General features: G+C 40.0%; 26 protein-coding genes. 8 read left to right on the top strand and 18 right to left on the bottom strand.

Annotated elements, in window-relative coordinates; genetic code table 11:
- Positions 1-29: 29 nt before the first annotated feature.
- Positions 30-695: a sigma-70 family RNA polymerase sigma factor gene (locus MKY06_RS19450; protein ID WP_029323655.1), complete on the bottom strand. Its 666-nt coding sequence runs from the start codon at positions 693-695 to the stop codon at positions 30-32.
- 152 nt (positions 696-847) lie between these two features.
- Here MKY06_RS19450 and MKY06_RS19455 point away from each other — a divergent pair, with 152 nt between their 5' ends.
- On the top strand, positions 848-1,387 hold the full coding sequence (locus MKY06_RS19455) for a DUF2199 domain-containing protein (protein WP_098526548.1): 540 nt from the start codon (positions 848-850) through the stop codon (positions 1,385-1,387).
- Positions 1,388-1,426: 39 nt separating this feature from the next.
- Here MKY06_RS19455 and MKY06_RS19460 read toward each other — a convergent pair whose 3' ends face one another.
- The 3 genes from MKY06_RS19460 to MKY06_RS19470 all read right to left on the bottom strand — a co-directional run bounded on the left by MKY06_RS19460 (position 1,427) and on the right by MKY06_RS19470 (position 4,477).
- A complete protein-coding gene (locus MKY06_RS19460; RefSeq protein ID WP_057273814.1) occupies positions 1,427-2,677 on the bottom strand; it encodes a C40 family peptidase in 1,251 nt (416 codons plus the stop codon).
- 179 nt (positions 2,678-2,856) lie between these two features.
- Positions 2,857-4,056 (bottom strand): MFS transporter, encoded by a 1,200-nt coding sequence (locus tag MKY06_RS19465; protein WP_029323662.1) that lies wholly within the window; start codon positions 4,054-4,056, stop codon positions 2,857-2,859.
- The gene (locus MKY06_RS19470) at positions 4,025-4,477 is read right to left on the bottom strand and encodes a MarR family winged helix-turn-helix transcriptional regulator (RefSeq protein ID WP_013058498.1); all 453 of its coding nucleotides are present in this window, start codon (positions 4,475-4,477) and stop codon (positions 4,025-4,027) included. The genes MKY06_RS19465 and MKY06_RS19470 overlap by 32 nt, the downstream gene beginning before the upstream one ends.
- A 253-nt stretch (positions 4,478-4,730) precedes the next feature.
- Here MKY06_RS19470 and MKY06_RS19475 point away from each other — a divergent pair, with 253 nt between their 5' ends.
- On the top strand, positions 4,731-5,159 hold the full coding sequence (locus MKY06_RS19475; protein ID WP_055990576.1) for a hypothetical protein: 429 nt from the start codon (positions 4,731-4,733) through the stop codon (positions 5,157-5,159).
- Between the two features lie 21 nt (positions 5,160-5,180).
- Here MKY06_RS19475 and sigH read toward each other — a convergent pair whose 3' ends face one another.
- The 3 genes from sigH to MKY06_RS19490 form a co-directional block, all read right to left on the bottom strand.
- On the bottom strand, positions 5,181-5,831 hold the full coding sequence (sigH, locus tag MKY06_RS19480) for an RNA polymerase sporulation sigma factor SigH (protein WP_013058500.1): 651 nt from the start codon (positions 5,829-5,831) through the stop codon (positions 5,181-5,183).
- A gap of 385 nt (positions 5,832-6,216) precedes the next feature.
- Positions 6,217-6,372, bottom strand: a complete 156-nt coding sequence (locus MKY06_RS19485; RefSeq protein WP_162837669.1) for a DUF3934 family protein — start codon at positions 6,370-6,372, stop codon at positions 6,217-6,219.
- A gap of 77 nt (positions 6,373-6,449) precedes the next feature.
- A complete protein-coding gene (locus tag MKY06_RS19490; RefSeq protein WP_013058502.1) occupies positions 6,450-6,650 on the bottom strand; it encodes a cold-shock protein in 201 nt (66 codons plus the stop codon).
- A 480-nt stretch (positions 6,651-7,130) separates the two neighbouring features.
- On the opposite strand from MKY06_RS19490, the gene MKY06_RS19495 reads away from it, so the two are divergent.
- Complete coding sequence (locus tag MKY06_RS19495; protein ID WP_013058503.1) at positions 7,131-7,805, top strand: hypothetical protein; 675 nt, start codon at positions 7,131-7,133, stop codon at positions 7,803-7,805.
- Between the two features lie 40 nt (positions 7,806-7,845).
- Here MKY06_RS19495 and MKY06_RS19500 read toward each other — a convergent pair whose 3' ends face one another.
- The 3 genes from MKY06_RS19500 to MKY06_RS19510 all read right to left on the bottom strand — a co-directional run bounded on the left by MKY06_RS19500 (position 7,846) and on the right by MKY06_RS19510 (position 11,155).
- Positions 7,846-7,959 carry a YjcZ family sporulation protein gene (locus MKY06_RS19500; RefSeq protein WP_013058504.1) on the bottom strand — a complete coding sequence of 38 codons (114 nt, stop codon included), beginning with the start codon at positions 7,957-7,959 and terminating at the stop codon, positions 7,846-7,848.
- A 373-nt stretch (positions 7,960-8,332) separates the two neighbouring features.
- On the bottom strand, positions 8,333-9,721 hold the full coding sequence (locus MKY06_RS19505; RefSeq protein WP_013058506.1) for an amino acid permease: 1,389 nt from the start codon (positions 9,719-9,721) through the stop codon (positions 8,333-8,335).
- A 39-nt stretch (positions 9,722-9,760) separates the two neighbouring features.
- Complete coding sequence (locus tag MKY06_RS19510; RefSeq protein WP_013058507.1) at positions 9,761-11,155, bottom strand: amino acid permease; 1,395 nt, start codon at positions 11,153-11,155, stop codon at positions 9,761-9,763.
- Between the two features lie 531 nt (positions 11,156-11,686).
- Here MKY06_RS19510 and pruA point away from each other — a divergent pair.
- The 3 genes from pruA (at position 11,687) to MKY06_RS19525 (ending at position 15,220) form a co-directional block, all read left to right on the top strand.
- A complete protein-coding gene (pruA, locus tag MKY06_RS19515) occupies positions 11,687-13,255 on the top strand; it encodes an L-glutamate gamma-semialdehyde dehydrogenase (protein ID WP_013058508.1) in 1,569 nt (522 codons plus the stop codon).
- 72 nt (positions 13,256-13,327) lie between these two features.
- Positions 13,328-14,242 carry a proline dehydrogenase family protein gene (locus tag MKY06_RS19520; RefSeq protein ID WP_013058509.1) on the top strand — a complete coding sequence of 305 codons (915 nt, stop codon included), beginning with the start codon at positions 13,328-13,330 and terminating at the stop codon, positions 14,240-14,242.
- Positions 14,243-14,416: 174 nt separating this feature from the next.
- Entirely contained in the window at positions 14,417-15,220 is an 804-nt protein-coding gene (locus tag MKY06_RS19525) for a YwqG family protein (protein ID WP_078082097.1), read from the top strand.
- Positions 15,221-15,278: 58 nt separating this feature from the next.
- Here MKY06_RS19525 and MKY06_RS19530 read toward each other — a convergent pair whose 3' ends face one another.
- Positions 15,279-15,806 (bottom strand): YcxB family protein, encoded by a 528-nt coding sequence (locus MKY06_RS19530; RefSeq protein ID WP_029323679.1) that lies wholly within the window; start codon positions 15,804-15,806, stop codon positions 15,279-15,281.
- Positions 15,807-15,978: 172 nt separating this feature from the next.
- Between MKY06_RS19530 and MKY06_RS19535 the strand changes: the two genes are divergently transcribed.
- Complete coding sequence (locus tag MKY06_RS19535) at positions 15,979-16,365, top strand: VOC family protein (RefSeq protein ID WP_013058512.1); 387 nt, start codon at positions 15,979-15,981, stop codon at positions 16,363-16,365.
- 26 nt (positions 16,366-16,391) lie between these two features.
- Here the strand turns inward: MKY06_RS19535 and MKY06_RS19540 are convergent, their stop codons facing one another.
- Positions 16,392-16,544: a hypothetical protein gene (locus tag MKY06_RS19540; protein ID WP_013058513.1), complete on the bottom strand. Its 153-nt coding sequence runs from the start codon at positions 16,542-16,544 to the stop codon at positions 16,392-16,394.
- A gap of 190 nt (positions 16,545-16,734) precedes the next feature.
- On the opposite strand from MKY06_RS19540, the gene spoIIP reads away from it, so the two are divergent.
- Positions 16,735-17,919 (top strand): stage II sporulation protein P, encoded by a 1,185-nt coding sequence (spoIIP, locus tag MKY06_RS19545; protein WP_013058514.1) that lies wholly within the window; start codon positions 16,735-16,737, stop codon positions 17,917-17,919.
- A gap of 24 nt (positions 17,920-17,943) precedes the next feature.
- Here the strand turns inward: spoIIP and MKY06_RS19550 are convergent, their stop codons facing one another.
- From MKY06_RS19550 to pgaC, 6 genes are all read right to left on the bottom strand, one after another.
- Positions 17,944-18,093: a hypothetical protein gene (locus MKY06_RS19550; RefSeq protein ID WP_013058515.1), complete on the bottom strand. Its 150-nt coding sequence runs from the start codon at positions 18,091-18,093 to the stop codon at positions 17,944-17,946.
- An 84-nt stretch (positions 18,094-18,177) separates the two neighbouring features.
- Complete coding sequence (locus MKY06_RS19555) at positions 18,178-19,893, bottom strand: putative bifunctional diguanylate cyclase/phosphodiesterase (RefSeq protein WP_289917318.1); 1,716 nt, start codon at positions 19,891-19,893, stop codon at positions 18,178-18,180.
- A 278-nt stretch (positions 19,894-20,171) separates the two neighbouring features.
- Positions 20,172-20,360, bottom strand: coding sequence for a hypothetical protein (locus MKY06_RS19560; RefSeq protein WP_098322298.1), 189 nt, complete (start codon positions 20,358-20,360; stop codon positions 20,172-20,174).
- A 131-nt stretch (positions 20,361-20,491) separates the two neighbouring features.
- Complete coding sequence (locus MKY06_RS19565; RefSeq protein ID WP_013058518.1) at positions 20,492-21,358, bottom strand: polysaccharide deacetylase family protein; 867 nt, start codon at positions 21,356-21,358, stop codon at positions 20,492-20,494.
- Positions 21,355-21,816, bottom strand: coding sequence for a poly-beta-1,6-N-acetyl-D-glucosamine biosynthesis protein PgaD (gene pgaD / locus MKY06_RS19570; RefSeq protein WP_013058519.1), 462 nt, complete (start codon positions 21,814-21,816; stop codon positions 21,355-21,357). Before pgaD ends, MKY06_RS19565 begins: the two co-directional genes overlap by 4 nt.
- The gene (pgaC, locus tag MKY06_RS19575) at positions 21,774-23,030 is read right to left on the bottom strand and encodes a poly-beta-1,6-N-acetyl-D-glucosamine synthase (protein WP_029323698.1); all 1,257 of its coding nucleotides are present in this window, start codon (positions 23,028-23,030) and stop codon (positions 21,774-21,776) included. Before pgaC ends, pgaD begins: the two co-directional genes overlap by 43 nt.
- Positions 23,031-23,251: the final 221 nt, after the last annotated feature.

A 23,251-nucleotide genomic window follows, 5' to 3' on the forward strand; every position in this document is an offset into this window, starting at 1 on the left:
ATATATCCTCCTTATCACACGTAATACGGCTATGCAGCCATGCAGAGAGTGCACGTCGGAGTATACGTTGGTTTTTGAATGACACTTTTTAAGGAAGGCAAAGCCTGAATCAAAAGTGCTGGATCCTGCGCTTCTAGCGTCTTATAAAAAAGCTCTGACAGCTCTTTTCGTTCTTTTTCATTCCAAAAAGAATCTGTGGAAAATGGCTCCCCGTCTTTTTCTAACCGCTGCTTGGCACGATGCAAATTGCTTTTTACCGCTGTTTCTGACGTTTGTAAAATCGAAGCGATTTCTTTCAGCTGATAGCGGAATCCTTCTTTTAAGAAAAAGATTACCGCTTGCTTCGGCGTAAATTGGCTAATCAGCAGCTCGACCGAGTGTCCCTTACTATCAAACGTATGCTTTTCAGCTTGTTGTTCCAAAGCTTTTTCTTCGACTATTCCTTCACGCTTTCTTTTTCGCAGCAGGTCAATCCAGTGATGATACGCAATTTTTTTCAGCAGCGCAGAAGACAGATTATGCTCTTCACTTTTATATCGCTGAGCCTTTAAAAACGTTTCTTGGGCAATATCGTCTCCATCCCACACATTTTGTGCTAAAAAGCGGCAGTACTGCTGCAATTTTGGATAATGCTCGTTCCAGCAGGCATCGTCAAAGCTTTCTGTTTGTGTTTCGATTTTTTTTGAATGTGACATGATTTTCACTCCTTTTGCACTCTCTATTTACTAAACGATTAAAGGAAGTTCAAAAGATACGGGGGATCAAACTTTTTTACACATTATACGCTTAAGCAGCCATTTTTTTGTATTATAATGAAGATACTTTTATCTGAGGAGTCTAAAATAATATGCGAAGAAGACGATTATATGGCAAGAAGAAAACGAACAAACTTCACTATAAAGACTTAACCTGTGAACACCCTCAGCCTGCTTTGCCTATGAGCTATACAAGTGAAGCTCCTTTTTACTATTATGACGCGTCAGACGACGAAAGACAAAACGACTTTGAACTATATTCAGAGATTTGTATCATGAATCAAGAACATTTTTTCATTAGAGGCTGTGTTGAAATTCCTGTTCTTAATGAAGAAGAATTTTTCACTTGGGACATATGGGTTTCTTTAAGTGAAGAAAATTTCCGCCGAATGACAGATTTATGGGAAAGTGACAAAAGAGAAAATGAACCGCCTTATTTCGGCTGGTTTTCAGTTTCAATTCCAGGCTATCCGGAAACGTTAAATTTAAAAACAAAAGTGCATACAAGATCTGTTGGAACACGGCCGCTCATTGAATTAGAGCCGACCGATCACCCTTTAGCCGTCGAGCAGCGGGAAGGGATAACGCTAGAGCGAATCAAAGACATACAAAAACAATTGACTTCGTATTAAAAAACCAAGACAGCCCCAGACTGTCTTGGTTTTTTACCTTTATGGCATGCGCTTTGCTCCGTAGTATTTAGGCGCCCAATAGCTGTCTACTTTATAGTTTGTAATTTTCACGCCCTCAGATGTAGATACGTGAACGACGTAATCATTTCCAATATAGATAGATGGAATAAGCGAACTTCCTTCAAAAAAGACGAGATCTCCTGGCTTCAAGTCAGATTTTGAAATGGTTTCTCCTGTTTCCCACTGCTGACTCGCATAGCGCGGAATGTCTTTTCCAGCTGCTTCTTTGTAAATGTATTGAACAAAACCAGCCGTATCAAAGCCTGTAGAAGGACTTGTCCCACCTTGTGCGTAAGGTACTTCTCCTACATATTTAAGAGATTCCGTCACAAATGGATTGTCTTTTGACAGCGATAAGTCATCGTAGCGTCTTGCTCCTGCGTACTTAGACGTCCAGTAGCTGCTTGTCAGGTAATCCACCGTCACATTTTCGCTGCGCTTGGCATGAATAAACTGATTGCCGCCTGCGTAGATGCCGACGTGTGAAATCCCTTCACGATACGTATCTTTAAAAAAGATAACGTCTCCTGGCTTTAAATCTGTGCGAGCAACTTCTTCTCCAACTTGCCACTGCTGATCGGTTGATCTCGGAAGGTACACGTCCGATGCGTGTTGAAATACATATGCAACAAATGCAGAACAGTCAAAGCCGTCCGTTGGCGACTCGCCTCCGAATACATATGGTGTACCGAGATGTTTTAATGCTTCTGCAATGACTTCATTATCTTTTGCAATTTCCGGTGCTCCTGTAATGCGCTTTGCTTTGGCGAAATGTGATGACCAATACGCGCTACTTGAAATGTTTTTCACCACAACTTTTCCATCTGAAGAAGATGCATAAATCATTTCATCGTCTCCGATATAAATAGCGGCTACGTTCACTTCACCGTTTTCATCCGTGTCAAAAAACAATACATCGCCTGCCTGCAGCTCGTTTTTATCGATATCTGTTCCAAGCTCTGACTGTTCTTTCACGGAACGAGGAAGCGTTGTATCAAGCGCTTGCTTAAACACATATTGAACGAAGCCAGAGCTGTCAAACCCTTCGCTTAGCGTCTCTCCTCCAGACGTATAATCCGCTCCTTCATACGTTTTTGCTTTGTCAGCAATCACGTTTTCATCTGTTGCAGCCTGTACTTGCACAGCTTTTTCTGCAGGAAAAGCGCCTTCATAAAAAGTGGCAAGACTAAGCCCTAACGCTGTGACCATAAGAGGTTTCATTACTTTCATATTTGTTCTCCTTTGTTTTTTATTTCATCCAAGAAGTTTTATATGTAAATGGTTCCCCTGTTAAAGTATGGTGCAGATGGATAGGAATTGGCTAGTACCTTTTGACTTAAATATGCTTCCCTTCCAAAGTCCTGTAAAAAATCCAGAAAAAAACTCGGCGCATATTACGCCGAGCTTTTTTATTTCATGCCCACCTGGATATTTGCTGCTTTTTGTTTTTGACGTAAATTTGCAATCCACTTGTAGTAAAGTGTAATCAAAAGAACAAAAATCCCAAGCGCAAAGTACAGTTTTGAATACCCTAAAGCACCTGCTGCAATTCCTAATACAAATGAACCAACCGCAATACCGCTATCATAAAACGTAAAGAATGTAGCAGTTGCATATGCGCTTCGGTGAGCAGGCGCCGCTTGAATCGCAAGCGTTTGGAAGCTAGGAAGCAGCGTTCCGTAGCCTAGTCCTACTAACGCACCTGAAAACAGCAGCATCCAAGAAGAATGTGTAAAGCTTAAGCTAAATAGACCAATCGCAAAGACAATACATGATGGAATAATCACAATGTTTGGGCCAGATTTATCAAATAATCTTCCTGTAAACGGTCGTGAAATCAGCATCGCAGCTGCGAACACGACAAAGAAAAAGCTTGCTGTTTTAATCAATCCAAGCGACTGTGCGTACACAGAAATAAAAGAAATAATACTTGCATACGAAAAAGAAACGAGTATACCTACAGATGAAATCGGCATGGATTTCTTTTCAAACAAATCGCTCAGTGAAAATGATTTCTTTACTGACGGAGCAGCGTTTTCTTGAAGATTTTTAACCATCATTCCGCACAGCCAGCCAACGAGCATAATCACGCCAAATACAAGGAAAATAATGTTGTATGCCATGTACTGATGGAGCGTTAGTGCTAAAAACGGCCCTGCAACAACGGCTAAGTTCATTGACATTCCGAAGTAGCCAAGTCCTTCTCCTCGTCGCTTAGCGGGAACTAAATCCGCTGCAATCGCTCCGGTGACGGTTGTCGCTAAGCTGAATGAAATTCCTTGGAAGAAGCGCAGTAATAAAAGCACGTTAAAATGGTGGATAAGCATATACAAGAAGGAAGAAAGCGCAAAAATGAGGGTACTAAATACAAGCGTTTTTTTCTTTCCAATGTTTTCAATGACTTTCCCTGAAAATGGTCTAACAATAATCGCAGATAATAAAAAGATGGTAATAACAAGCCCTGCCTGCGTACTCGTGCCGTCTAAGGCGTCTAATACATAAATCGGCAGCAGCGTCAGCAATGCATAAAACACGACAAAAATAAAAAAGTTGGTAATCGCAATGCTGATAAAGCTTTTAGTCCAGATTGGCTCCTGCTGGTTCGTCATTCATTTCACCCTTTTCTGTAGATTTACAAATTTTCTTTAATAACGAGATAAGCTGATCTTGTTCGCTGTCGGATAAAGCAATCAGCAAATTTTCTTCTAAACGTTCAATTTCTTGCTGAATTTCCGGAAGCTTTTTCTTCGCTTGAGGAGATAAATAAACGATGCGCTCTCGTTTATCACTGCCTGCTTTTCGAACGATCCATCCGCTTTTTTCAAGCCTTGTTAACGTGCGGGTAACCGTTGGCGCTTCGACATTTAAATACTGCCAAATCTCTGTTTGCGTCATTGAGCCGAATCGCTTTAAACAAAATAAAATCGAATACTGTGAGCTGTATAGCCCGTACGCCTTTAACACTTCATTTACTTCTTTAATAGACAATCTCGACTTTTGATGAAGTTCATGAAACACCAAGTTATTCACTTTTCCCACCTCACCTTTCTATTTTATTTACCTAGGTAACTAATTGTTCTTTTATTAGTATATGTGCTGCTACTTGATGTGTAAAGGCGTCTAAAAAGAGCGAAAATCAGCTTTTTTCTCTCATTTTCTACTAATGATTTACGCTTTCACTTCTGTTTCCTTATTCTTTCGTATCACGAAACTTTTTGTATATATTTACATGCACCTGCAAACTCTGTTAAAGAAGACGAAACAATATGCGGGAGGCTGGTATATGTTTTCACTGCGCGGCGATGCTCATAAAGTCTACCTTAAACTGAAAAAAGCGGCTCATCAAAACCAAAACGCAGAAGAAATTGATGAATTAGCGGAAATGGAAGAAATTCGGCAGCTTTACCTTACGCTCGACAGCGCTACTTTGCGAAAAGTGTATTACCGAATGATCAAAGAAAAAAATGGCTCCGGCGTCATCCCTATCCTTGTTTCTGCCTTGCCTTGGCTCTTTTTTTTATTTTCCCAGCGGCTGCAGCAATTTTTATTTAAAGACGGCAGCTGGTTTTGGATTATTTTTGTGGCGCTGTATGTTTTTATTCTCATTCCAAGCGTGTTCCTTCATTTCCGTGAACAATCGTGGGCTTCTGTTCATATTGAAATTATTCAAGACATTTTAAAAGGCCGTGAAAAAGAGCCGAATCCCCTTTAAGGTCCGGCTGTTTTTTACCTATTATGAAATAGCTTGTCTGCTTTCTACGTCTCGACCTAACTTTCTTTTGATACGCTGCAGCGCGTTGTCAATTGACTTGACGTGCGTATTTAATTCTTTCGAAATTTCAGCGTATGAATGGCCGTCCATGTACAGCGTCAATGCTTTTCTTTCCAATTCACTAAGTGTTTCCGCAATTTTTAACTCGCGGTCTTCCACTTTTTCTTGATGAATCAGCACCGCTTCCGGGTTAGCAATTTGATCGCCAGGAATCATATCCATCAGCGTATAGTTTGATTCTTCATCATACAGAGGCTTGTCCAATGAAATGTACGAATTTAACGGACCGTGTTTTTGACGAGTAGCCGTTTTAATTGCCGTAATGATTTGTCTTGTGATACATAACTCCGCAAACCCTTTAAAAGATGTTAGCTTGTCTTCGTTAAAGTCGCGAATTGCTTTGTACAGTCCAATCATTCCTTCTTGGACGATATCTTCTTTTTCAGCACCAATCAAAAAGTATTTTCTTGCTTTACCCCTCACAAGATTTTGATACTTGTTGATTAAATACTCTAATGATTTTTCGTCTCCACTATGAACCATTTCAACCAAAACATGATCTTCTAACATAGCATAATTTTGAACTTTTTCAATTACGATGCCTACGCTCACTCATATCCCCCCGTTACACTTAGTTGAGTTTTGATGTGTTCTAAACTGATGCATGATCTACTTGTTACGACGCTACTGCAATACGGTCCAGAAACGTAAAAAGCGTACAGAGTAAACTGTCGCTTTCCTCTCTCACTTTATGCTCCCCTGCATCTTTCTATAATCTATTATAAAGAAGTATAACCGATAAAAATCAAAAAGGTTGTCGAAATATGAAAGTGTTTGCAAAAAAAATCAATTTTTATAGAAAATTCACATAAATCACTTTATTATTTCATATAGTGACGGCAATCTGTAAAAAAAGCAATAAAAAAATACTTCCATATGAAATAAACTTACTCAAGCAGAGTAAGTCGAAGTTGCAGATGATACTGCGCATATAGGATTAGTTGCCTTCCGGCTTATCAGCATTTTTTGTTCCCTTGCTTTTATAAGGCTTTGCATTTTTCTTCTTTTTTGCACTCGCCTGCCAGCGGTTCCACCCTTTTTTGCCGGTGCCTCGCCCCGTGCCGCCTTTACCTTTTGCTTTACTCATACGTATTCCTCCGTTACCTGCGTGTTTGCTACAATAAAAAAAGACCCCGTCCAAAGTCGGAGTCTTTTTTGGATTGCATAAAATTATGCTTTTACAACGTTAGCAGCTTGTGCACCGCGTTGACCTTGCTCGATGTCGAAAGTCACTTTTTGACCTTCATCTAAAGATTTGAATCCGTCGCCTTGAATTGCGCTGAAATGTACGAATACATCTTCTCCGCCTTCAATTTCGATGAAACCGAAACCTTTTTCTGCATTAAACCATTTTACTGTACCTTCAGTCATACTATTTCCTCCAGTGGTGGAATTACTCCACGCATATATTACTACCCTTGCTCAATCGTACTATTTCCAGATAAAAATTTCTATTGAAGAATATTTCTCTTCTTTCAATTTCATACCGAACAAAAATAATTAACCTTAGTGTAACATATCAATTTAGAAATAGCAAGTTTCTGTTCTAAGACAGACTTTATACTAATTACGTATCTGCTAAAAGCCTACGGGCAGCTTTGAGGATACCAACATATCTGGATTGTGATGCGGCATAAGGTTTTTTCATTCAGCAATATGTATCATCTCCACAAAAATAAATATTTTATATCCTGCTTTCTAAGAACTATGCCACTTATAAATGGACATGCACATTTTTTATCAATTTACTTTCTACTCTCTTTCCACCCACGCAATAAAATAACCATTAATTACAAAAAAAGATAATAATAGTATATAATGATACGTGATTTATAACTAAGGAGGAACAACATGATTCGTGAACGATCACTTTTGATAAAAGGACTCACCTTTTTACTAGCTGTTTTTATTTTAAACATCCCTTTTCCTAACTCAACGCCGCTCAGTCATTCTGTCTTTTCTTTTTTAGGTCTTCCCATCTATGGAGATGAAGAAACAATGACGGGAATTCAATACGCTAGCAATGCATGGGGAATTATACTTTTACTTGGTCTTTTTGCCCTTTACAAAAGTTTAAATCGTCATCGTTTAAAACTAACGATTTTAGCTGCGTTTATTGTCATATCGGGTCCTGGTCATATGGTTGAAGCGATGCAAAAAACCGTATTACCAGGTATGTATGTCGTTTCTTACGATGCAGAAAACAGCATTTGTACATTTGAGAGAAATAAAGAAGAAACCGTATTAACGGGCACCTGTGACCTTTCATTTGAAAATCACAGCTCAAAACCCGTTACGTTTGAAGTAGCACTGGATGAGCGCTCCTATTTTAAAGAAGATACCCCTTTTTTACTTATGATGAATAAGCCTAGGCTTCATACTGTTACGTTGGAACCAAAGACGTATCAAACTGTCGAAATCACTTCCTCTGTCAAAGCAGCAGACTTTCCTTCTAAAATCTCTATGAGTGAAGTAAACGGTTTTCATGTAAACATTTATCAAAACGGGAAAAAGCGTTATTTATAAGCATAGAAAAAGCCCTTATAGGGCTTTTGAAATGAGTGAATTACCAGCCAAAGCCTCCGCCGTAGCAGCTGCAGCCGATGATCACTAATAAAATAAATAATACAACTAATAAAGCAAAACCAGATCCATGACCATATCCAGCGTTTCCAGACATACGAACACTTCCTTTTCTTTAGTTACTCTTTCCTCAAGAAAAACGCCGTTTGCATTTCGCTTGAGTTGGATTATCTTATGCCTGAACACGCCGTTTTGACTCTGGTTTTTTCTTTTTTCTTTTTCCTTCTTGCCATGCACCTCATTATTAAAAGAAGAAAACAGCCTAAGAAAAGCGCTGACTTCGGTTCTTCTCCTCTGTCCAAAAGAGATTAAGGCATAACGAAATCAATCCAATCTAAAGACGAACAAATGAGATACATGAGCTGAAACTTACGTTCACCATACCAATAAAAAAATCCGAACGCGTTACATTCATCGTTCGGATCTTCTCCTTAAACTAAAATGCTTTATAGCCTCTCTTACAAAATCATTTATTTCACTAGCTTACGTCTTTCAGAAGACCGTACTTCCGCACGCTTTCCGATACCTAGTACATAGTAGCTCAGTACGACAATAGCTAAAAAGATAATGCCGACAATCAGCGATATGCGCGTTTCATCATTAAACCACATGCCTACAAGCACCATAAGTAAAAACGCAATGGTTACGTAGTTCGTCACAGGAGCAAAAGGCATTTTAAATGGATGTTGATCCATCGCCGCTCCTTTTGCTTTTCGAAAACGAATTTGACTGATGAGAATCACAAACCACGGAATCATACCTGGAAGCACGCTCGCACTGTACACGTACACAAAAACGTTTGGCGGTGCAATATAATTTAAGACAACGCCCGCCGCTAAGCCAATCATCACCGCAACGGTACTATAAATAGGCACACCGTTTCGAGAAACCTTTGTAAAAAAGGCTGGAGCCTGACCGTTTATACCTAGCGTGTAAAGCATACGTCCTGCACTGAAAATTCCGCTGTTGCATCCAGACATTGCTGCTGTGATGACAACAAAGTTAATAATGCCCGCCGCTGCTGTAATTCCTACTTTAGCAAACGTAGAAACAAACGGACTGCCGAGTGAATCCAGCTCGTTCCACGGATACACCGTTACAATCACAAAGATGGCGCCGATATAAAAAATTAAAATACGCCAAATTAAGCTTTGAATTGCACTTGTTAACGTTTTTTTAGGATCTTTTGCTTCTCCTGCTGTAATTCCAATAAGCTCTACTCCTTGATAGGCAGCAATAACAAGCGACAGGGCAAAGAAAAAGCCTGACCATCCGCCTGTAAAGAAACCGCCGTTTGCCCACAAATTCGACAGCCCAAGCGCTTCGCCGCCGTTTCCAAGACCGAAGAAAATAAGGCCAAGACCAGCAATAATCATGAGAACAATCGTAACAATTTTAATCATTGCAAACCAAAACTCAAACTCTCCAAAAGATTTCACTGAAATTAAATTGGCCCCACCGAGAATGACCATGGCGACAATTCCGGGAACCCACGCCGGTAAATGAGGGAACCAGTACTGCATATAAGCTCCGACTGCAATAATTTCTGCCATGCCGACAATCACCCATTGAAACCAGTTGCTCCAAGCTGTGATATAGCCAGCTAACGGGTGAATATATTTATGACCAAATGTCGCAAACGAACCCGTACTTGGCTCTAAATAGAGCATCTCACCCATTGCACGCATAATAAAGAAAATAAAAACGCCGCAAATAGCATACGCAAGCAGGACGGATGGCCCCGTCCATTTAATGGTGCTTGCTGAACCCATGAATAACCCTACCCCAATGGTTCCTCCAAGAGCAATCATTTGGATATGACGAGATTCAAGCCCTCTTTTTAACTCTTTGTTTGCCAATTTACTTCCTCCTAGCCCTCGTGATGATTTTCTCTTCTATTAAGAAATTCTTTTATTTCCCTGTCCTGATAGGGAACTATCATCTTTTTTCTTTTTCATAAAGAAGTACGAACATACCACAAATACAGCAATCAGCAGCGTGAGATAAAACTGAGTGCGAAGTGAATCAATAAATGCCATCGCAATAAAGATGCTTGTGATCGCCGCAATCGTTCCATACGTTAAATAAGGAAACAGCCACATTCTGATTTTTAATGCTTCCGGCTTTTCTTTTTCGTATTTCTTTCTCATGCGAAGCTGTGAAAAAGCAATAACAAGGTACACAAGAAGCGCTACGCCTCCCGATGCGTTTACTAAAAATAAAAAGATTTTATCAGGTGAAAGATAGTTAAAACCAACGCTGATGTAAGAAATCACGGTACATCCTACAATGGCATTAAACGGAATGCCTTTTTTATTCACTTTTAAAAACATGCGCGGCGCGTCTCCTTTTTGCGCCATTGAGTACAGCATACGAGAACTCGTGTATAGACCTGAATTTAAGCAAGAAAGAACGGCAGTCAGTACGATAAAGTTCATAATTTGAGCCGCTGCCGGAACGTTTACCAGCTCTAATATCGAAACGAACGGACTTTTCATCAAGCTTGAAGAATCCCACGGAAGAATGGTCACTAAAATTAAAATCGACCCAAGATAAAAAATTAAAATACGATAAATAACGGTATTTGTTGCGATGGTGATCGCTCGCTCAGGCTGAGCCGATTCTCCAGCGGCTGTTGCAACAATTTCTGTCCCCATAAAAGAAAACATGACAATCGCCACTCCTAAAAAGACGGAGCTGATTCCATTTGGAAGAAATCCTCCTCTATGAAGAAGGTTCGACGCTCCCGGAGACTCTACTCCCGGTATTAAACCGAGGATGATCGCTCCTCCTAAAAGTAAAAACAGTACTAAACTAACTACTTTAATAAGCGAAAACCAGTATTCAAATTCACCAAATGATTTAACAGAGTATAAGTTCGTTAAAGTTAGTAAAAACGTCAGGATCAGACTCACGCCCCAAGACGGTAAAGACGGAAACCAATATTGAATAATCGTTGAACCCGCAATCGCTTCAACTGCAATAACAATTACCCAGAAAAACCAGTACAGCCAGCCGATTGTGTAGCCAGCCCACGGTCCAAGCGCTTCTCTAGCATATGTGGCGAACGAGCCGCTTGAAGGATTAGCCGTAGACATTTCCCCCAGCATTCGCATAACTAAAATCACCAGCAAACCGGCAAACGCGTACGAAAAAATGGAACCAGGACCCGCTGCGTTAATGAGCGATCCGCTTCCAATGAACAAACCGGCACCAATGATTCCCCCTAAAGAAATCATGGTTATGTGTCGAATTTTTAATTCTTTTTTTAACTCAGGCGGTTGATGACTCATGTTAAAATCCTCCTTATAGGAACCGTCATTTAAAGAATTACACGTTCTTCGCATCGCGCGTTAAATATGTAAGCCCTTACAATAATGTGGACAAATAACTGCCGTTTTCCTACCCTCCTTTTATCTGTACATTCAAATGAAGCCTTCACTTAACGAAAAAGATAGCTTCATTCGACAAAAATTACTTTTCGAATTATATGATAATTTATATTGAACAACTTTGTCTATTGTTTTTTTGAAAGGAAGATCATTTTAATTTACTAACGATAAACTCTTTCCCCTATCGTAATTCTTTACTTCAAAACATCTTTTCTTATATTTTACCAACACTCCTTTCTTTTCGTTTTGTTCAAAATCACTATAAAAGCCATAGATTCATTGGTTCTTTAAACAAAAGTGTTTATTTTTAATTTTTTTGAACATTTTTGTTAAAAAACTATGTACAAAACGAGAATAAGATGATTATAATACAGGTATAGGGTGTTGGAATATTAATTATGTTGCAAATTTTCTAAAAAAGGGGTAATGAAAATGAACACAATGAATATCAACGAAATCAAACAATACAAACACGAGCCTTTCACAGACTTTACGATTGCAGAAAACAAAGATGCATTTGAATCTGCATTAGAACTTGTACAATCAGAGCTTGGCAAGGACTATCCTCTTGTAATTGGCGGAGAATTAATTACAACAGAAGATCAAATTCAGTCCATTAACCCGGCAAATAAAGCAGAAATTATCGGCCGCGTGTCAAAAGCAGATCAAGACTTGGCTGAAAAAGCAATGCAAGCAGCACTTTCTACCTTTAATACGTGGAAAAAAGAAGCGCCGGAAGCACGAGCAGATATTCTTTTCCGCGCAGCGGACATCATTCGCCGCCGCAAGCATGAATTTTCAGCTTACCTTGTGAAAGAAGCAGGAAAACCGTGGAAAGAAGCAGATGCTGATACAGCAGAAGCAATTGACTTCCTTGAATACTACGCTCGCCAAATGGTGCAGCTAAAAGACGGTGCGCCTGTTGAGAGCCGCGAAGGTGAAGAAAATAAATTTAACTACATTCCGCTTGGTGTCGGGGTTATTATTTCACCGTTTAACTTCCCGTTAGCGATCATGGCAGGAACAGCTGCAGCAGCAATCGTAGCAGGAAATACAGTTCTATTAAAACCGGCTAACAACACACCGGTTATCGCAGCAAAATTTGTAGAAGTAATGAAAGAAGCTGGCCTTCCAGACGGCGTACTGAACTACGTGCCGGGAAGCGGAAGCGAAATTGGCGACTATTTAGTAGATCATCCAAAAACACGCTTCGTTTCATTTACAGGTTCGCGTGAAGTAGGCTGCCGCATCTATGAACGCGCAGCAAAAGTACAGCCTGGTCAAATCTGGCTAAAACGCGTTATTGCTGAAATGGGCGGTAAAGACACGGTCGTTGTAGATAAAGATGCTGATTTAGATTTAGCTGCTTCTTCTATTGTGTATTCAGCATTTGGCTTCTCTGGACAAAAGTGTTCAGCAGGCTCTCGTGCAGTTGTTCACCAAGACGTATACGATATCGTTCTTGAAAAAGCAGTTGCGCTGACAAAAACATTAACAATGGGCAGTCCTGAAGATGTGAACACGTATATGGGACCTGTTATTGATCAGGCTTCTTTCAACAAAATTACAAAGTACATTGAAATCGGTAAAGAAGAAGGCCGTTTAATGACGGGCGGAGAAGCAGATGATTCAAAAGGCTACTTCATTCAGCCTACGATCATTGCAGATGTAGATGAAAAAGCACGTTTAATGCAAGAAGAAATCTTCGGCCCAGTCGTAGCATTCTGCAAAGCGCGCGACTTCGATCATATGATGGAAATTGCGAACAACACAGACTACGGCTTAACAGGTGCCCTTCTTTCAAATACGCCTGAGCACATCGAACGTGCAAAAGAAGAGTTCCACGTCGGAAACCTTTACTTCAACCGCGGTTGTACAGGTGCCATCGTTGGGTACCAGCCGTTTGGTGGATTTAATATGTCAGGAACAGATTCAAAAGCTGGCGGTCCTGATTACTTGATTCTGCACTTGCAAGCAAAAACAACAAGCACAACGCTTTAATACTCAGTAGAGCAGCCCTAGGCTGCTCTATCTTAAAACAACAAGGGATTTTTTCTATAGGGGGAGATATTTATGTTAGCAGAGGTATCTAAAAATGTGTTTCTTCACGCTTCCCAAAATAAAGCGCTAAACAAAGCGGCGAAAAAATGGGGTCTTCGCTTTGGTGCAGCTCAAGTGGTAGCTGGCGACACAATTGAACATGCGATCAAAAAAGTACGGGAACTGAATGAAAAAGGATTGGTTTGCACGCTTGATCATTTAGGGGAATTTGTTTCAAGCAGAGAAGAAGCTATCGAAGCAACTCAATATAATGTCAGAACGCTGGAAGCTATGGGGCAAGCCGGTGTAACGTGCAACTTATCTGTCAAAATGACGCAGCTTGGTTTGGATATTGACCGCAGTTTTTGCGTGGAGAACATGCGCCGCATTCTTGAAACGGCGAAAAAATACGATAACTTCGTCCGAATCGACATGGAAGACTACGCTCACTGTCAAATGACGCTAGATATTTTACGAGAGCTTCGCGAGACGTTTGATAATGTTGGAACGGTTATTCAAGCTTACCTGTTCCGCGCTGAACAAGACGTAAAAGAGCTAAAAGGCATTCCTCTTCGATTGGTAAAAGGCGCGTATCAAGAATCACCAACCGTGGCGTTTCAAGATAAAGCCCAAATTGACGAGAACTATATGCGAATTATTGAAGAGCACTTGCTGAGCGGAACATACACGGCTATTGCATCTCACGACCACCATATTATTGCAAAAGTAAAAGAGTTCGCTCACAAAAACAACATCCCGCGCACGCAGTTTGAATTTCAAATGCTGTACGGATTCCGCACAGACATGCAGCTTAGCCTTGCAAAAGAAGGCTATACAATGCGCGTATACGTTCCGTTTGGCAACGACTGGTTTGGCTACTTTATGCGCCGCTTAGCCGAAAGACCGCAAAACGTCGCATTTGCTTTAAAAGGATTCTTTTCTAAATAAGCAATCTATTCAGTAAGTATCATAATGAAAACGCTATCATTTCTTTGTACCCTTTGTAGATGCTTCTGCAAAGGGATTTTTTTATCCTATTTCTCTTCCCTTTCAGTATGTATTGCGATAAAATATAAATACGAACAAACGTTCTTTTCGTTCCAAACAAAAAGGAGAGTACATATGAGTCCTCTATCAAAATTAGCACTGCCTCCTAAGCTAGAACCTTACCGAAAAGAAATCGAAAAAACATGTAAGCCTTACATTCACATCCATACGGTTATGAATGGTCCAAAATTATATGAAAGCAAGTTTGGCGGCAACCCCTACCTTCCTCTAGAAGCAAATCATCCTCTTGATTCTCAGGGCAAGCCGATGCTCCTGATGGCACAAATCAATTTTTCTGAAGTACCTTCCTATGAAAATATGCCCATTCAAGGCATGCTTCAATTTTTCATTTGCGGAGGTGATAATGAAAACGCCGGCGATATGTACGGACTTGACTTTGATCATCCTACGTCTCAAAAAGACTTTCGCGTCGTTTTCTACGAAAATGTAACAACCGACGAAAACAAGTTAACAACCGATTTCACATACCTAGAGGACATTGACCGAGGTATGTTTCCTATTCCTCAAGAAGTAGGCTTACAGTTTGAAATAAAAAGCGAACCTGTGTCTCCTACTGACTATCGATATAATGATATAGAATCCGGTTTATTTGACGATGAAGAAACGGAAGAAATCTACTGGGATGAGCTTACGGGCGAGTATCATAAAATGGGCGGATACGCTTTTTTCACTCAAAGCGATCCTCGAGACTACGATGAAGCGCTGCGGGCATACAACATTCTGCTTCTTCAATTCGCCATGGACGACGAAGCGGATATTATGTTTGGTGATGCGGGAGTGGCCAATTTTTTCATTAAAGAAGAAGACCTTCGCAACCGTAACTTTAGAGATGTTTTATACAACTGGGACTGCTGTTAAAAAAACGCCCTCTTAGAAAAGTATCTAGGAGGGCGTTTTTTCACATTATTATTACTACTCAGCCTGTTTTTCCGGCTCTTGCAGCATTCAGCGTTTCTTTAAACTGCTGTAGCGCTTTTACATCTGCAAATGCGCTTATAGGAATAACGTATCCGCTCATTGCACTAACAAGGATAAAGATATGTTCATCTGTTTCTTTAATTTGAGTGATGCTTGACCAAGGAGTCTTCACTTCTCCTTTCGAGCTTTTCTCTACCAAGCCATCTTCCGTAACCATCATAGTATACTCACCCGTCAGACTGCTGTTATCTCCTTCATTTATTACCTTTACAATGTTCTTTTTAATACTTCCGTAAAAATACTTCGGGTAAAATAAAAACCACAGCACCGCAAGCAGCGCAAACGCTACGAACATGCCAAGTAAAAATTCTCCTTCAACCCACGAAACAAGCAAAGGAATAAGAAGAAAAATAAACGACATCCATCGCTGAACTCTCAGCACTTTTTGTACTCTTTCCGAATGTTGAGCGTGATGCATGTTAAAAGCTACGTAATCATCTTTTGTTAACGTATAATGATATTCCATATTAATCTCCAATTCTCCTAAATAACAACAAAATAAAATATACCTCATTTGGTGTTATATGTATATAAAACAATAAGTTTTTCTTATAAAAAGCATCATCTTTTTGTCATTTATTTACACGTATACATCACGTAAACTTAACTAGTACTCTACTATTTAAGGAGGAATGTTTATGACTTTTACACTGACGCATATTGATCATATTCAGCTAGCTGCACCCCCGAATTCAGAAAGCGAAGCACGACACTTTTTCGGAACCGTTCTTGGCTTAACAGAAGTCAAAAAGCCGGAAAGTCTAAAAAAGCGCGGCGGCGTGTGGTTTGAATTTGGTTCTTATCAGCTGCATATTGGTGTTGAACCTACCTTTTCACCCGCAAAAAAAGCGCATCCAGGCTTTCACGTTAAAAATCTACCTGCGTTCAAAGATCATCTGACTAGCTTCGGTATTTCTTTTATAGAAGACAAAAACATTACCGGTGTCGAAAGAATTTATGTGACTGATCCTTTTGGCAACCGAATGGAGTTCTTAGAGAAAGTGAATCTCCCTTTTTCCAACTGAATGTTCGACAAAACAAGAGCTCTTACTTAAGAGCTCTTGTTTTCTTTTGGTCCTTCTTTTTGCTTTTCTTTCCACAGCATGTACAGCAACACCCCTAGCACACAAAATGCCACGCCAAACATTGTTAAAGGAAATAAAAATGTATTAATAAAATGATGATAAACCCATGAGTCGTTCATCTAACCAGCTCCAACACGCACCGTTTTTTTACAGTATGCCCTAATATAAACTTTTTTATGTGGTGTTAAATATCATGGTTTCTATCATATTTCTATTTCTTTTTAATAGAGTAAATAGTAGATACATAACATTCTCCTCTTAGAGTTCTCATCCGCTGATTTCAAAATTTTATTAGAGGAGGTTTACTCTATGAAAAACAAGTTCACTGAAAAGCCTAAAAAGCTTTTTTGGATCCTTTCTTATAAATCATTAATTATCGCTATACTATTTGTTCTCTTAACATCTGCCGCTATTTTTACCGTCACGTATTCAACTCTTCAGCATACGCTGCGCTCAAACGTTGTCTATCAAGCACTATCAAATTATAAAGCCCAAAGCTTGTTCTACTTCATGCATACGGAAAACCATCATTTCTCTCATGCCTTTGAAGAAGACTTCTCCCCGCCTCCTCTCTCTTCTGTCGCCCTGCAGCTTGCGACGAATATTCGCGTGGCAGATACAAGAAGTCTATTTGGATCAGAACTGCCCGGATTTTCTATTTTTGATTCTCATATTCTATTAGCCGGTGAAGGAACGGATTATACCACGATTCCTCATGAATCGGCTCCTCCGCTCGAAAGCATTTCAGGCGAGCGTGATTTGGATCCTGCTGAAAGCAAAACGTACGAAGAAAGCAAAAAACAGTCTCAAACACAGGCCAAGCAAAGTACGGGAGACAAAAAAGTTGTGTACATCTACCACACGCACAGCTGGGAATCTTATTTCCCTTTACTTGGTATGCAAGGTGAAGCGAACGAAAATAAAGCCGTTGATAACAAAACCAACATCACGCTCGTTGGTCAAATGCTAGGAATGGAATTAAAAGCAGACGGAATCGGTTCGGAAGTAGATACAACTAATATGACGCAAAAGCTGAATGAAAAAGGCTGGGGTACAGGACGAGCCTATGCGATGTCTCGCAGCGTGGTGGAAACGGCTCTTCAGCAAAACAAAGACGTCGATTATTTAATTGATATTCATCGGGATTCACTGCGCCAAGAAAAAACAACGGCCGCTATCAACGGCAAATCGTACGCTAAAATGATGATTGTATTAGGTGAAGCAAACCCGAAATTTGATGAAAACGTTAAAATGGCCAAAGCGATTCATGAAAAGCTAGAGGAAAAATATCCAGGCCTTAGCCGAGGAGTATTAAGCAAAAAGAAAACAAGCGGCAATAACGGGTTATATAATCAAGACTTATCCGACCGCTCCATTTTAATTGAAGTAGGCGGCGTCGATAACAATATGGAAGAACTTACAAACACTGTCAAAGCCTTTTCAGATGTGTTCAGCGAGTATTACTGGCAAGCTGAAAAAGTGAATGCGCAGTAAACAAAAACTAGCTACCCCAGGTAGCTAGTTTTTGTTTTTATGAGAGTCACGCTTCTCCTCTTCTTCACACGCCAAGCACACAAGCTTCCCTTCAACAACCACACCGTTTAAAAAGCCCTCTAAACAGTACACATTTTTTTGACATACTGTGCAGATTCCAACGTACTCTTTCACGAATTTCTCACTCCTTCCATACGATTAAAAACCATAAAAAAAAAGCTCTATTAAAGAGCTTCTTTCCGTACATATGATTTTCCTTCAATTCAACAAACGGCTCATTTTCTCAGGAGAAAGCGGCTTATCGAATAGATACCCTTGACCGATATGACAGCCTTGTTCCGTCACAAACTGCAGCTGTTCTTCGTTTTCGATTCCTTCTGCAGTTAGATCAAAGTTAAGTTTCTTTCCCATTTGAATAATCGTTTCCACCAGCACTTTTCCGACTTCGTCTAATTCGTCAATAAATGATTTATCAATTTTTAACGTATTAATCGGCAAGTGTTTCAGATAGCTAAGAGAAGAATAGCACGTTCCGAAATCATCCATCGCCACTTTTACCCCTAGACTCCGCAGACGGTTTAACACTTTTTTTGATTCTTGACTGTTTTGAATAACGCTTTCAGTGATTTCAAGTTCCAGAAAGTGCGGCTCAAGGCTCGTTTTTTTCAAAATTTGTTCCATCTCCGCTACGAATCGTGAGGACTTCAGCTGAATAGGTGATACGTTCACTCCTATTTTACTCGCTTTTGAATTCAGCTCCGTCCATGCTTTCATCTGCTTACACGCTTCTTCTAACACCCACTTGCCAATTGGCACAATTAGACCCACTTCTTCTAAAATAGGCAAAAATTCATTTGGATAGACGGTACCAAATTTTGCACTATTCCAGCGGATAAGCGCTTCCGCCCCTATCACACCAGACGTCTTTAAATCGATTAACGGCTGATAAACGAGCTGAAACTCATGTCTTTCTAGCGCATACTTTAACTCATTCTCCATGCTGATTGTTTTAATTATTCGTTCATTAGATGAAGACGAACTCATTTCATATGTGTTTCGTCCATTCCGTTTTGCTACATACATCGCAATATCTGCTTGCTTGATCAGCCGGTCGATTAGTTCATCTGCGTCTTTTGGAATAATATGCTGCTGACATTCCTTTGAAAATAGGCTGATGCCAACGCTTGTAGAGGTTAGCACTTTATCTCCGTCTATATAAAAAGGAAGCGACATTTCTTTTACAATCTGCTCGGTCATTTCTTCAATTTCCTCAACATTTTTTAGTGAATGCAGCACTAAAATGAACTCATCTCCCCCGTGCCGCGAGATAAAATCAGAGGAAGGAATACATTTTCTTAATCTTTCTGCTACGCGTCTCAGCAGCACATCGCCGTGATGATGGCCAAGCGTATCATTTATTGATTTAAAGCGGTCTAAATCCAAAAATAAAATGGCCAGCAGTTCAGGAGATTCTCGATCTAAAAGTAATTTTTTCAGCTGCTTGTTTAGCCAGTAGCGATTAGGCAAATTGGTTAAAGGATCATAATAAGCCATTTGCTTAATTTTTTCTTCATATGCTTTTCGTTTTGTAATATCATTGCGAATCGATACGTACTGATACGGTTTGCCTCGTTCATCTAAAAAAGGAACAATGGTTGTATCCACCCAGTAGTACGAACCGTCTTTTGCCTTATTTTTTATTTCTCCGTGCCATACCTTACCGGATCTAATCGTGCTCCATAACTCTTTAAAAAACAAGCTTGAATGATGTTTCGAATTAATAATACGATGATCTTGACCGAGAAGCTCATGTCTTTCGTACTTAGAAATTTCACAGAATTTATCGTTCACGTGATTGATGAATCCGCGACTATCCGTAATCGCTACAATCGATGATTCATTTAACGCAAGTTCAATATCATTTAGTTTTTTCAGCGCTTCTTTAAATTTATATTCAAAATGCCTGTTTTCCATAGCCTATACACCTTTATCAAAATTTTAACGATAAAACAAAACCCATGACGAAATGATAGAGAGGAATCGTGAATAATGAATACAATTTAATCAGCAACGGACAACGAATTAATCTGTCCGATTGCCTTACATTATTAAAATAGCAAGCGTAGGATCGCTGTTTTTCCTCTTTTCACCTTCACAAACTTCTTACGCATAGTTTGTAAAAGAATTGATAGCTCGTTTCGTTTATCCATGTCTGTTATCACAACTTTTATATGGTAACATTAAAATGATTTTTATAGAAATGAAAGTGTACTTTCTTCACTTAATTGACATACCTTTTCGTGAATAGATTGGATAAATGAGTTAGTATGGATTGCTTGAGACACCGCTGTTGATTTCCGTGCAAGACTTCGCTTTCCGCGGGCGGCCGGTGAGCCTCCTCGTCGCTTCCGCTCCTGCGGGGTCTTTGCCTTTTCCTCCAATCAACAGCTAGAAGCAATTACATACAGTAAACCTACGTTCACCCTAACAATGAAAAGATCCGAACGATTCATCGTTCGGATCTTCCTTCGATTTAAATACTTTTGTCTCAGCTTCTTTTTCCACTTTCTTCTCATGAGCTCGTACGTGTCAGCCACGGAAGAATAAGATGTTGAAAGGTTTTGTTGTATACAACAATTCGGTTAAGATAATAAGGATCGTTGTCTTTTGTAATAAGATGCGGCGCTAGGATAGCTGCCTGGTGAAATCCAGCATCTTTCACAATCTTAGCTACGTCATCATTTGTGTTGCCGTATGGATACGCAAAGTAAACCGGGTCTATTCCTAAATGGTTCTTAATCGTTTCTTTGCTTTGTCGTAAATCACGGGCAAACGCGCTGTATTTAGCAGGCGTCAGAAATAAAGGCTTGTCTTCTTCCAAGCGGTGCATGTCATATGTATGAGAACCAATTGTCGCAAGGCCGCTGTCTTTCATTTCTTTTAGCTGACTCCACGAAGCCATGTTTAAATTTTGAAAATCCGTTGCCCCCACTTGTCCTGCGATTACATATAGCGTAAACGGAATGTTTTCCTTTTTTAAAATGGGAAACGCGTTTTGATAAACAGTACGGTCAATATCATCAAATGAAATCCATACGCAGCGTTTTGGAAACGTGCCTTTTTGCTGATACGTTTCAATATCTTTTGGCGTAATAAACGTAGCGTCAAGTTCCTTCAGCTTTTTCAACTGATGTTCGAAATCATTGCTGTAAACGCTGTACTCTGTCAGTTCATCAGATTTTGTAACTGAGCTGACAATTCGGTTAAACCAATTATGCTTGCGCACGCGATGATAATTTAAGCCTAAGCATCCGTTCGTTTCAAGCGCTGGCTCCACGGTCGTTGTGGCTTTCGCCTTGTCTTCCCAGTTCACTACTTTAAAGAAAACAAAGCCAACTACCGCTGCCGCTATCAAAAGAAAGAATACATATTTCTTCATGCGTGCTTCCTCTCCTCAGTATGCTTTAACGGATTAACATTAAACTCAATGTAATGCGCACGCTGAAGTTCTTGAATTTGCTTCTTGGATAAAAGCTCAAGACGCTCTAAATCCTTGATGCTCGTATACGCCGGCTCTTTTCGTCGGTTTAAGCTTCCAAATCTCTTTTTGTTGTAGAATCTCCATAAAAACAGAGCCAGGAAAAAGAAGCAAAAAATAGCGAGTCCAATCACTAAAAACGTTCGAATTTCGCCGTTCGTCGTTTTGAACGCAATTTTTAATACCCCGCTGTAACGGTCATTTACGCCGATAACAGCTGAAAGGAAAAACCAAAGAACAATGGCACAATACAGCCAAAAAACAGATGAAATAATGATACTTATCACTAATCGAGCAAGAGGCTGTTTGGCTTGAATCATGATTTGCTCTTCGTTAAGCCGCGGTCTGGACTGCTCCATGTAGCATAGCCTCCTTTCACTCTAGATCTGATAGCGCGAGGAAATGCACTTATTACCACAACCGTATTCACAATCCAGTAAAGCGCTGGGTACCATGCAGCCCATACGTAATAACGCTTCACGTTGTCGTATTTCGAATCAATTTTCAGCGCAATAAACAGCTGAATTAAGCTCATAAACACAAGGGAAAATGACGTAAACGTAAACCAAAACAGCATGTCTTGAGGACTGCTCGCGGTAACAAGCAGCATTAGAGTCACAAACAGCCATGCGAATGACCAAAAAGTACTGATCCACTGCTCTAGGTATACAATCCAAATTCTGCGCTGCTTCCATTTTAATAACACTTTCCAGTGACGAAGCATTACCTCTTGTCCGCCTTGAGCCCAGCGTACTCGCTGCTTCCAAATTCCTTTTAAGGTTTCGGGCACAAGCATCCAGCACAATGCCCGGGGTTCATAGCGGATATCCCAAAAGCGCTGCTGCAGCTTCCAGCTCACGGCGATATCTTCCGTAATCATGTCGCGATCCCACAGCCCGACGTCCACAAGTGCTTTCTTTCGAAAAGCCACCACTACGCCTGAGACCGTCATTACTTTTCCTAAAATTCGCTGTGTTCGTTTAATAGAACCGATAATAGAAGAATACTCAACTAGCTGAATGCGACTCAGCAGTGTATTACGGTTTCGAATGCGCGGATTTCCGGTAACGGCTCCCAGCCGTTCCCCTTTATGAAGAAAATGATGGATTAGATAATACGGAGCGTCTTGATCTAAAATAGCGTCGGAATCTAAGCAGATTAAAAACTCAGCTTTAGATGCGTGTGCACCTAAATGTAACGCGTTGGCTTTTCCTTTATTTTCATAAAGCTGAATCACACGAACTTCAGGGTGATTTCTGCTGATTTCCTTTAAAATATCAGCTGTTCCATCCGTGCTTCCATCGTTAATAAGGATGATTTCTTTAGACGGATAATCTAACGCCAAAAGGTGCTTAAGCGTTTCTTCAATCGTCTCTTCTTCATTATAGCAAGGCACTAAAAAGCTCACTAACGGCCAATCAACTGCTGAAAAATCAACTTTAGGATCTCGGTCGCGATAGCGTATGTAAATAAGCGTGCCTGCAATCCAAAATAAAGACATAATAAATGGATACCAGAAAACAAAGCTCGCAAGCTTTTCAAATCCAGGTATTAATACGTGTTGCATATTCATTTTTCTGACTCCTTCACACCAATTAAAATTGCATAGAGTGACAATTTTATCACTAAATTGGTTAAATAGAACATAGTAATTTTAACCATCTAAAAAAGAGACTTTTAAACTACTTTTATTCCTATATTATACAACCCTTATATGTAAGTAAGAAGCATCAATAAAGGATGGGCAAGTTACCTACTTAAAGAAGTGACATATAGTATCACTGTAGATTTCTT

This window comes from Priestia sp. FSL P4-0332, assembly GCF_038005845.1.
GTDB lineage: Bacteria > Bacillota > Bacilli > Bacillales > Bacillaceae_H > Priestia.

Excerpts from the sequence above, each read along its gene's own strand:
- MKY06_RS19450 (WP_029323655.1), bottom strand. The coding sequence starts at position 695 with ATGTCACATTCAAAAAAAATCGAAACACAAACAGAAAGCTTTGACGAT.
- MKY06_RS19455 (WP_098526548.1), top strand. The coding sequence starts at position 848 with ATGCGAAGAAGACGATTATATGGCAAGAAGAAAACGAACAAACTTCAC.
- MKY06_RS19460 (WP_057273814.1), bottom strand. The coding sequence starts at position 2,677 with ATGAAAGTAATGAAACCTCTTATGGTCACAGCGTTAGGGCTTAGTCTT.
- MKY06_RS19465 (WP_029323662.1), bottom strand. The coding sequence starts at position 4,056 with ATGACGAACCAGCAGGAGCCAATCTGGACTAAAAGCTTTATCAGCATT.
- MKY06_RS19475 (WP_055990576.1), top strand. The coding sequence starts at position 4,731 with ATGTTTTCACTGCGCGGCGATGCTCATAAAGTCTACCTTAAACTGAAA.
- MKY06_RS19490 (WP_013058502.1), bottom strand. The coding sequence starts at position 6,650 with ATGACTGAAGGTACAGTAAAATGGTTTAATGCAGAAAAAGGTTTCGGT.
- MKY06_RS19495 (WP_013058503.1), top strand. The coding sequence starts at position 7,131 with ATGATTCGTGAACGATCACTTTTGATAAAAGGACTCACCTTTTTACTA.
- MKY06_RS19500 (WP_013058504.1), bottom strand. The coding sequence starts at position 7,959 with ATGTCTGGAAACGCTGGATATGGTCATGGATCTGGTTTTGCTTTATTA.
- MKY06_RS19510 (WP_013058507.1), bottom strand. The coding sequence starts at position 11,155 with ATGAGTCATCAACCGCCTGAGTTAAAAAAAGAATTAAAAATTCGACAC.
- pruA (WP_013058508.1), top strand. The coding sequence starts at position 11,687 with ATGAACACAATGAATATCAACGAAATCAAACAATACAAACACGAGCCT.
- MKY06_RS19520 (WP_013058509.1), top strand. The coding sequence starts at position 13,328 with ATGTTAGCAGAGGTATCTAAAAATGTGTTTCTTCACGCTTCCCAAAAT.
- MKY06_RS19525 (WP_078082097.1), top strand. The coding sequence starts at position 14,417 with ATGAGTCCTCTATCAAAATTAGCACTGCCTCCTAAGCTAGAACCTTAC.
- MKY06_RS19530 (WP_029323679.1), bottom strand. The coding sequence starts at position 15,806 with ATGGAATATCATTATACGTTAACAAAAGATGATTACGTAGCTTTTAAC.
- MKY06_RS19535 (WP_013058512.1), top strand. The coding sequence starts at position 15,979 with ATGACTTTTACACTGACGCATATTGATCATATTCAGCTAGCTGCACCC.
- MKY06_RS19540 (WP_013058513.1), bottom strand. The coding sequence starts at position 16,544 with ATGAACGACTCATGGGTTTATCATCATTTTATTAATACATTTTTATTT.
- spoIIP (WP_013058514.1), top strand. The coding sequence starts at position 16,735 with ATGAAAAACAAGTTCACTGAAAAGCCTAAAAAGCTTTTTTGGATCCTT.
- MKY06_RS19555 (WP_289917318.1), bottom strand. The coding sequence starts at position 19,893 with ATGGAAAACAGGCATTTTGAATATAAATTTAAAGAAGCGCTGAAAAAA.
- MKY06_RS19565 (WP_013058518.1), bottom strand. The coding sequence starts at position 21,358 with ATGAAGAAATATGTATTCTTTCTTTTGATAGCGGCAGCGGTAGTTGGC.
- pgaD (WP_013058519.1), bottom strand. The coding sequence starts at position 21,816 with ATGGAGCAGTCCAGACCGCGGCTTAACGAAGAGCAAATCATGATTCAA.
- pgaC (WP_029323698.1), bottom strand. The coding sequence starts at position 23,030 with ATGAATATGCAACACGTATTAATACCTGGATTTGAAAAGCTTGCGAGC.